Here is a 6,988-nt window from a genome sequence, read left to right on the forward strand (position 1 = left end):
GGCTCCCGGGCAGGGAGTCCCTTGGCCTTCGACGCTATCGCCGCACCCCCTCCATCGCGAGATAACGGTCCAGCTCGGCCAGAACCCGCTCCAATCCGGCGGTATCCCCGGACTCGGCGCGCACGGTCAGCGCGGCTTGCGTGTTGGATGCGCGAAGCAGCCACCAGCCATCCGCCGTCCTGACCCGCACACCGTCGGTATCGTTGACCACCGCGCCGTCCCGCGCGAGCGCCGTCGCAACCCGGTCGACGATCGCGAACTTGTCCGCCTCTGCGACCGTGATCCGCGTCTCGGGGATGTCGACCATCGCGGGCATCGTGCCGCGCAGCTCGGTCATCGAGCGACCCGCCAGATGAACGGCCCGGATCAGGCGGATCGCGGCATAATGCGCGTCGTCGAAGCCGTACCATTCGCCCGCGAAGAACATATGGCCCGACATCTCGCCGCCCAGCGGTGCGCCGGTTTCGACCATCTTGGTCTTCATCAGGCTGTGGCCGGTCTTCCACATGACGGGCTGACCGCCGAGCAGTTCGATCTGGTCGAACAGCGTCTGGCTGGCCTTTACGTCCGCCACGATCGGCGCGCCGGGATGCTCGGCCAGCGCGGGGCCTGCGAGCAGCATCAATATCTGGTCGCCCCAGATGACGCGCCCCTGACCGTCGATCGCGCCGATACGGTCGCCATCGCCGTCGAAAGCGAATCCGAAATCGAGCTGTCTGTCCGCCACCAGCGCCTTCAGCGCGTCTAGATTGCGCTCGACCGTCGGATCGGGGTGATGATGCGGGAAATGACCGTCCACATCGGTGAACAGCGTATGGTGCTCACCCGGCAGGCGCTGGACCAGCTTCTCGACGACCGGGCCCGCCGCACCGGAGCCGCAGTCCCAGCCGATGCGATACGTGCCCCCGGCATAGCCCGCCATCAGCCGGTCGACATAGGCGTCGAGGATGTCGTGATCCTCCACCCGGCCTCGGCCCTGGGTCCAGTCGCGCGCCGCCGCCATCCGTGCCAGGTCCTGCACGTCCTCGCCGAAAAAGGGGCGATGCTGAAGCACCATCTTGAAGCCATTGTCGTCGCGGGGATTGTGGCTGCCCGTTACCTGTACGGCGCCGTCCACCTCTAGGGTCGCCTCGGCGAAATAGACCATCGGCGTGGGGCCTATCCCCAGGCGCACGACATCGACGCCGCTGTCGGTCAGTCCCTCGACCAGCGCGGCCGCCAGCATGGGCGAGCTGAGGCGTCCGTCGCGGCCCACCGCGACACGGGTGCCGCCCGCGCGGCGGACCCGCGTGGCGAAACCGCGCCCCACCGCATAGGCCGCCCCTTCGTCCAGCGTGTCGGGCACGGTGCCGCGCACGTCATATTCGCGGCAGGCGCTGGGGTGGATCGCGGCGATGCGCTCAGCCCCGGGATCAGGCATCGCGGCGGGCCAGCAACAGGTCGCGCGCCGCATTCACCCGCCGCGTCAGGTCGGCCGAGCCGCCGCGATCGGGATGGACCTGTCCGATCAGCCGGCGATGCGCCTGGCGGATCGCCTCCGCGTCCGATCCTGGCGGCAGGTCGAGGATGGCGAGCGCATCCGCCTCGTCACGGGGCAGGCGCGGGGCGAGCCTGGGCTTGGTCGGGCGCGGCATATAGCGCCACACCAGCCAGATGACCGCCAGCGCGATCAGCCACTTCATGCGGCGGCGTCTGCCTCGTTCGTGCCCGCCGCGATCGCCTCGGCCCCCGCCTCGGGCAGTTGCAGCGCCGCCATCATCTCGCGCAGTTCCTGCCGCGCGGCGACATGGCCCAGGCCCATCGCGCCGAACTCCTTGGCGTCGATCATGGTCAGGCCGTTGGGGAACATCTCGCGATAGATGACGCGCTCGCCCAGCCCCGGAATGACCCGGAAGCCGACCCGGCGCGACAGGTCGGTCAGCGCGTCGGATACGCGGCGCATGTTGCGCGCCTCGATATGCTGAAGCCGGTTGCGCAGCACGACCCAGTCGATCGTGGTCCCGTCGGCGCGCGCCCGCTGCTTGCGCGCGTCCCAGATCAGCTCGGAATAGAAGCTGGGGCGCGTCACCTGAAAGCTTTCGGGATCGACCTGGCCGATCAGGTCGAAGTCGACGAAGCTGTCGTTCATCGGCGTGACGAGGGTGTGGGACAGGGCAGCGGCCGTCCGTGCGAAATGGTCGTCGCGGCCGGGCGTGTCGACGATCAGGAAATCGGCGTCCTGTGACAGGCCGAACCAGAGATCCTCGAATCCCTCCTCGGTCTGGCTGCTCAGCGTGGCATGGACGGGCATGGGCAGTTTGTGCCCGGTCCGCTTGATCGTCTCGGCCCGATTGTCGAGATAACGACCGACGGTGCGCTGGCGATGATCGAGATCGAGGCACGCGACGCGCGCGCCCTTCGCGGCCAGCGCGATCGCCACATGAACCGCCGTCGTAGATTTGCCCGTGCCACCTTTTTCATTGGCAAAGACAATCACGTGCGTTGAAGATAGCCGCTCCGGCAACTCGTCGCTTCCTTATTGATCCCCGTTGCCACCCTACATAGAAGCCCTGGGCCTGGGGAACGAGGGGTAAAATCAGTGCAAGTCATTCGGGATCGCGAAGCCTTGGTCGAGGCGCTCGCCGCGTTGCGTGCCGAAGGCGCGCGTATCGCGTTCGTGCCGACCATGGGCGCGCTCCATACGGGCCATATCGCGCTGATCGAAGCGGCGAAGCGGCCGGGCACCAAGATCGTGGCGTCGATCTTCGTCAACCCCAAGCAGTTCGGCGCGAACGAGGATCTGAGCCGCTATCCCCGGCGCGAACTGGCGGACATCCGTATGCTGACCGAGGCGGGCTGCGACCTGCTCTGGCTGCCGAGCGTGGAGGTGATGTATCCGCACGGCCATGCCACGACGATCCGCGTCGACGGCGTCAGCGAAGGGCTGGAGGGCGGGTCGCGGCCCGGCCATTTCGACGGGGTCGCCACCGTCGTCGCCAAGCTGTTCCACCAGGTCGGCCCCGATGCCGCCTATTTCGGCGAGAAGGATTTCCAGCAGTTGGCGGTGATCCGCCGCATGGTCGCCGATCTGGACTTCCCCATCGAGATCGTCGGCGTGCCGACCCAGCGCGACGATGACGGCCTGGCCCTGTCGTCGCGCAACATCTATCTCGACGAGGAGCAGCGGGCCAAGGCCGTGGCCCTGCCGCGCGCGCTGGGCGTTGCGGCGCGTGCGATCGGCCGGGGCGAGGATGTGGCGACGGTGCTGGCCGATGCGCGCGCCACCCTGACCGCCGCCGGATTCGAGGTCGACTATGTCGAACTGGCCGATGCCGAGTCGCTGGCCCCCGATCCCGCGGCCGACCGGCCCCGCCGATTGCTGGCCGCCGCACGCATGGGGTCGACCAGACTGATCGATAATATCGCTATCACAAAGGGTTAATGAGTTAACCAATTTGTGACCGTTATGGTCATACACCTATGCTTGGACAGAGGGAGTCCGAACAAAGGGGTAGGATATGGCCAATAGCAGCAAGAGTGCCCGGTTCCTGATGGAAAGTCGGCTCGCCGAACGGGTGGTGACCGACGACGGCGCGACGATGTACGATCTGGGCGTCGCCTATTCGACCGGTACGGCCGGCAAGTGCCTGGATCTGATCGAGGCGCATAAATGGTTCAATCTTGCCGCGGTCGCCGGTTTCCTGCCCGCACAGATCGCCCGCGCCGAAGTGGCCGAGGACATGACGGCGCGCGAGATCGCCGAGGCCCAGCGCCAGGCCCGCGCCTTCCTGTATGGCAATTCGGTGCAGATGCGCGCCGCTTGACCGGACTTGCCAATCGCGGCGATGGATCGACGATGGCGTATTCGATCCGGCGGAAGCGATGGTTAAGGACGATGACGGCCCGGTAACGGTCGGCCTCGGCTATCTGGCCATCCATATCGGGACGACTGCCGCAGTCGCGATGGGCGTGACCGCCATGTTGGAGCGATATGGTCATTTGCCCAACTGGATGCTGGCCAAGGACTCGCATCACCGATCATTCGTCTGGTTGATCGGACTGTCGCTCGGCCTTCTGGCGCAACGGATGCTCGGCAGGGTTTTGCCTCAGCCGAAAAGAAGCGGGCAGCGGACGTCGGACCGTCCGTAACATCGCCCCGTAACGTCGCCCCGTTACATCGCCGAATTCGCCGCGCGCGATCCGGCCCATTGATCGGAACGGCGCATGAGACCATGCACCGCCCGTCCGCCAGCCTGATCGGCGAGACGCTACCCCACCTCTATGAGCCCGGTCCTATCGGGTCGCGCTCAACCTTCGGTCTTTTTCGACGCCGCCTTTTTCGGTGCGGCCTTTTTGGCAGGCGTCTTCTTGTCCCCGGCCGCCTTGGCAGGCGCCTTCTTGGCGGCTGCCTTCTTTGCCGGTTTCTTGCGCGCCGGCGCCGCTGCGGCCCGCGCATCGATCAGCTGTGCGGCTTCCTCCAGCGTCAGCTGGTCCTTGTCGACTGTCTTGGGGATGGTAGCATTCGTCTCGCCATCGGTGACGTAAGGGCCATAGCGCCCCTCCATCAGCTTGATCTCCGCCTCGGTGCGCGGATGCTTGCCCAGCACCTTCAGCGGTTCGCGCGACGCGGTACCCCGCGCGGCGCGCCCGCCGCCCGCCGCCGCCTCGGCCAGCTTGACCACGGCGGCGTTCATGCCCGTTTCGAACACTTCTGCCGTCGAGGTCAGGCGCGCATATTTGCCGCTATGCGCCAGATAGGGGCCATAGCGCCCGATCGACGCGGTGATCGGCTCGCCCGTCTCCGGGTGGTTGCCGATGGTGCGCGGCAGGTGGAGCAGTTTCAGCGCCCATTCCAGGTCGAGGTCGATATCCTTGGGGATGGAGGCGCGCTTGGCGTCCTTGCCCTCGCCGAGCTGGATATAGGGACCGAAGCGCCCCGACTTGCGCTCGACCGGCAGCCCGGTTTCGGGATCCTGGCCCAGCGTTTCCGGCCCGGTGTCCTCGCCCGCGCCTTCGCCGCCCTGGGCGAAGCGACGGGTATATTTGCACTCCGGATAGTTGGAGCAGGCGATGAACGCGCCGAACCGGCCACCCCGAAGGGCGAGCTTGCCCTCGCCGCAATTGGGGCACAGGCGCGGGTCCGAGCCGTCCGCCTTTTCGGGGAACAAATAAGGCGCCAAGAACTGGTCCAGCTCGGCGGTGATCGCCGAGGGCTGCTGCTCCATGACTTCGGACGTGCGCGGCTTGAAGTCGCGCCAAAAGGCGTCGAGCACCGCCTGCCACTGGGCGCGGCCGCCGGACACATCGTCCAGCTCCTCTTCCAGCTCGGCGGTATAGTCATAGCCGACATATTTCTCGAAGAAGCGTTCGAGGAACGCCGTCACCAGCCGCCCGCTCTCCTCGGCGAAGAAGCGGTTCTTCTCGACGCGGACATAGGCGCGGTCCTTCAGCGTCTTGATGATCGAGGCATAGGTCGACGGGCGCCCGATGCCGAGTTCCTCCATCCGCTTGACCAGCGAGGCTTCCGAGAAGCGCGGCGGCGGCTGGGTGAAGTGCTGCTCGGCCTTGACCTCCTTCTTGGCGGGGGCATTGCCCTCACGCAGGCGGGGGAGGCGGCGGGCCTCTTCGTCCTGGCTGTCGTCCTGGCCTTCCTCGTACAGCGCCAGATAGCCGGGGAAGAGCACGACCTGGCCGGTCGCACGCAGGATATGGCGGCCGGTGCCGTCGGCCATGTCGATGGTGGTCCGCTCCATCCGCGCCGACGCCATTTGCGAGGCAAGCGCGCGCTTCCAGATCAGGTCGTACAGGCGGCCATGATCGCCCGATCCCGCACGATCGCGCGAGAAGTCGGTCGGGCGGATCGCCTCGTGCGCTTCCTGGGCGTTCTTCGCCTTGGACTGATACATGCGCGGCTTGTCGGGGACGTAGGAGGCGTCATAGCGGTCGGCCACCGCCTTGCGCGCCGCCGAAATGGCCGATCCGTCCATCTGGACGCCATCGGTACGCATGTACGTGATCGCGCCATCCTCGTAGAGCTGCTGCGCGATCCGCATGGTGTGATCGGCCGAGAAGCCCAGCTTGCGCGCGGCCTCCTGTTGCAGGGTCGAGGTCGTGAAGGGCGGCGGCGGGTTGCGCGTCGCGGGCTTGGTCTCGACCGACTGGACCTGGAACCGGCCCGCCTCGACATCGGCCTTGGCGCGGGTCGCGTCGCCCTCATTGCCGATCGACAGGCGGTCGAGCTTCCTGCCCTCCCACTGGACCAGGCGTGCAACGAAGGGCGTGCCGTCCTGCTCCATATCGGCGGTGACCGACCAATATTCCTGGGGCTTGAACGCCTCGATCTCGCGCTCACGGCCGACGATCAGGCGCAGCGCCACCGACTGGACGCGGCCCGCCGACTTGGCGCCGGGCAGCTTGCGCCACAGCACCGGCGACAGGGTGAAGCCCACCAGATAGTCGAGCGCGCGGCGTGCCCGGTATGCGTCGATCAGGTCGGTATCCAGCTCGCGCGGATTCTGCATCGCGTGCAGGATGGCGGGCTTGGTGATCGCATTGAAGGTGACGCGCTCCACCTTGTCGGGCAGCGCCTTGCGGTTCTTCAGCACCTCCTGCACGTGCCAGGAAATCGCCTCGCCCTCGCGATCAGGGTCGGTGGCCAGGATCAGGCGGTCGGCCTTCTTGGCCTCGTCGGCGATCGCCTTGAGCTGGCGCGCCTTGTCCGCGTAATTTTCCCACTCCATCGCGAAATTCTGGTCCGGGTCGACCGAGCCGTCCTTGGGCGGCAGGTCGCGGACGTGACCATAGCTTGCCAGGACGCGGTAGTCCGACCCCAGATATTTCTCGATGGTCTTCGCCTTGGCGGGCGATTCGACGATGACAAGCTGCATGAGTGGTAAAACTACGTCCCTTACGTGTGTACGCGAGGATGGGGAGGGGGCTGTCTCTTATACACATCTCCGAGCCCACGAGACCGTACTAGATCTCGTATGCCGTCTTCTGCTTGAAAAAA

7 protein-coding genes are annotated in these 6,988 nt (G+C 66.6%); 3 read left to right on the forward strand and 4 right to left on the reverse strand.

Annotated elements, in window-relative coordinates; genetic code table 11:
* Positions 1–34: 34 nt before the first annotated feature.
* The 3 genes from pgmG to QZ546_RS13140 are packed head-to-tail and all read right to left on the reverse strand — an operon-like array spanning position 35 to position 2,503.
* Complete coding sequence (gene pgmG, locus QZ546_RS13130; RefSeq protein WP_294238270.1) at positions 35–1,420, reverse strand: phosphoglucomutase/phosphomannomutase PgmG; 1,386 nt, start codon at positions 1,418–1,420, stop codon at positions 35–37.
* The gene (locus QZ546_RS13135) at positions 1,413–1,682 is read right to left on the reverse strand and encodes a J domain-containing protein (protein WP_294238272.1); all 270 of its coding nucleotides are present in this window, start codon (positions 1,680–1,682) and stop codon (positions 1,413–1,415) included. The genes pgmG and QZ546_RS13135 overlap by 8 nt, the downstream gene beginning before the upstream one ends.
* Complete coding sequence (locus QZ546_RS13140; RefSeq protein ID WP_294238275.1) at positions 1,679–2,503, reverse strand: division plane positioning ATPase MipZ; 825 nt, start codon at positions 2,501–2,503, stop codon at positions 1,679–1,681. The genes QZ546_RS13135 and QZ546_RS13140 overlap by 4 nt, the downstream gene beginning before the upstream one ends.
* Before the next feature lie 75 nt (positions 2,504–2,578).
* Here QZ546_RS13140 and panC point away from each other — a divergent pair, with 75 nt between their 5' ends.
* The 3 genes from panC (at position 2,579) to QZ546_RS13155 (ending at position 4,128) form a co-directional block, all read left to right on the forward strand.
* Positions 2,579–3,421 (forward strand): pantoate--beta-alanine ligase, encoded by an 843-nt coding sequence (gene panC / locus QZ546_RS13145; protein WP_294238277.1) that lies wholly within the window; start codon positions 2,579–2,581, stop codon positions 3,419–3,421.
* Positions 3,422–3,497: 76 nt separating this feature from the next.
* The gene (locus QZ546_RS13150) at positions 3,498–3,803 is read left to right on the forward strand and encodes a hypothetical protein (RefSeq protein ID WP_294238280.1); all 306 of its coding nucleotides are present in this window, start codon (positions 3,498–3,500) and stop codon (positions 3,801–3,803) included.
* Between the two features lie 58 nt (positions 3,804–3,861).
* The gene (locus QZ546_RS13155; protein ID WP_294238283.1) at positions 3,862–4,128 is read left to right on the forward strand and encodes a hypothetical protein; all 267 of its coding nucleotides are present in this window, start codon (positions 3,862–3,864) and stop codon (positions 4,126–4,128) included.
* Positions 4,129–4,286: 158 nt separating this feature from the next.
* Here QZ546_RS13155 and topA read toward each other — a convergent pair whose 3' ends face one another.
* Positions 4,287–6,866: a type I DNA topoisomerase gene (gene topA, locus QZ546_RS13160; protein WP_294238285.1), complete on the reverse strand. Its 2,580-nt coding sequence runs from the start codon at positions 6,864–6,866 to the stop codon at positions 4,287–4,289.
* Positions 6,867–6,988 lie beyond the last annotated feature (122 nt).

The organism is uncultured Sphingomonas sp., from assembly GCF_913062585.1.
Classification (GTDB): domain Bacteria; phylum Pseudomonadota; class Alphaproteobacteria; order Sphingomonadales; family Sphingomonadaceae; genus Sphingomonas.

What these genes read in the sequence shown, in the direction of transcription:
- pgmG (WP_294238270.1), bottom strand. Translation starts at nt 1,420, where the DNA reads ATGCCTGATCCCGGGGCTGAGCGCATCGCCGCGATCCACCCCAGCGCC.
- QZ546_RS13135 (WP_294238272.1), bottom strand. Translation starts at nt 1,682, where the DNA reads ATGAAGTGGCTGATCGCGCTGGCGGTCATCTGGCTGGTGTGGCGCTAT.
- QZ546_RS13150 (WP_294238280.1), top strand. Translation starts at nt 3,498, where the DNA reads ATGGCCAATAGCAGCAAGAGTGCCCGGTTCCTGATGGAAAGTCGGCTC.
- QZ546_RS13155 (WP_294238283.1), top strand. Translation starts at nt 3,862, where the DNA reads ATGGTTAAGGACGATGACGGCCCGGTAACGGTCGGCCTCGGCTATCTG.
- topA (WP_294238285.1), bottom strand. Translation starts at nt 6,866, where the DNA reads ATGCAGCTTGTCATCGTCGAATCGCCCGCCAAGGCGAAGACCATCGAG.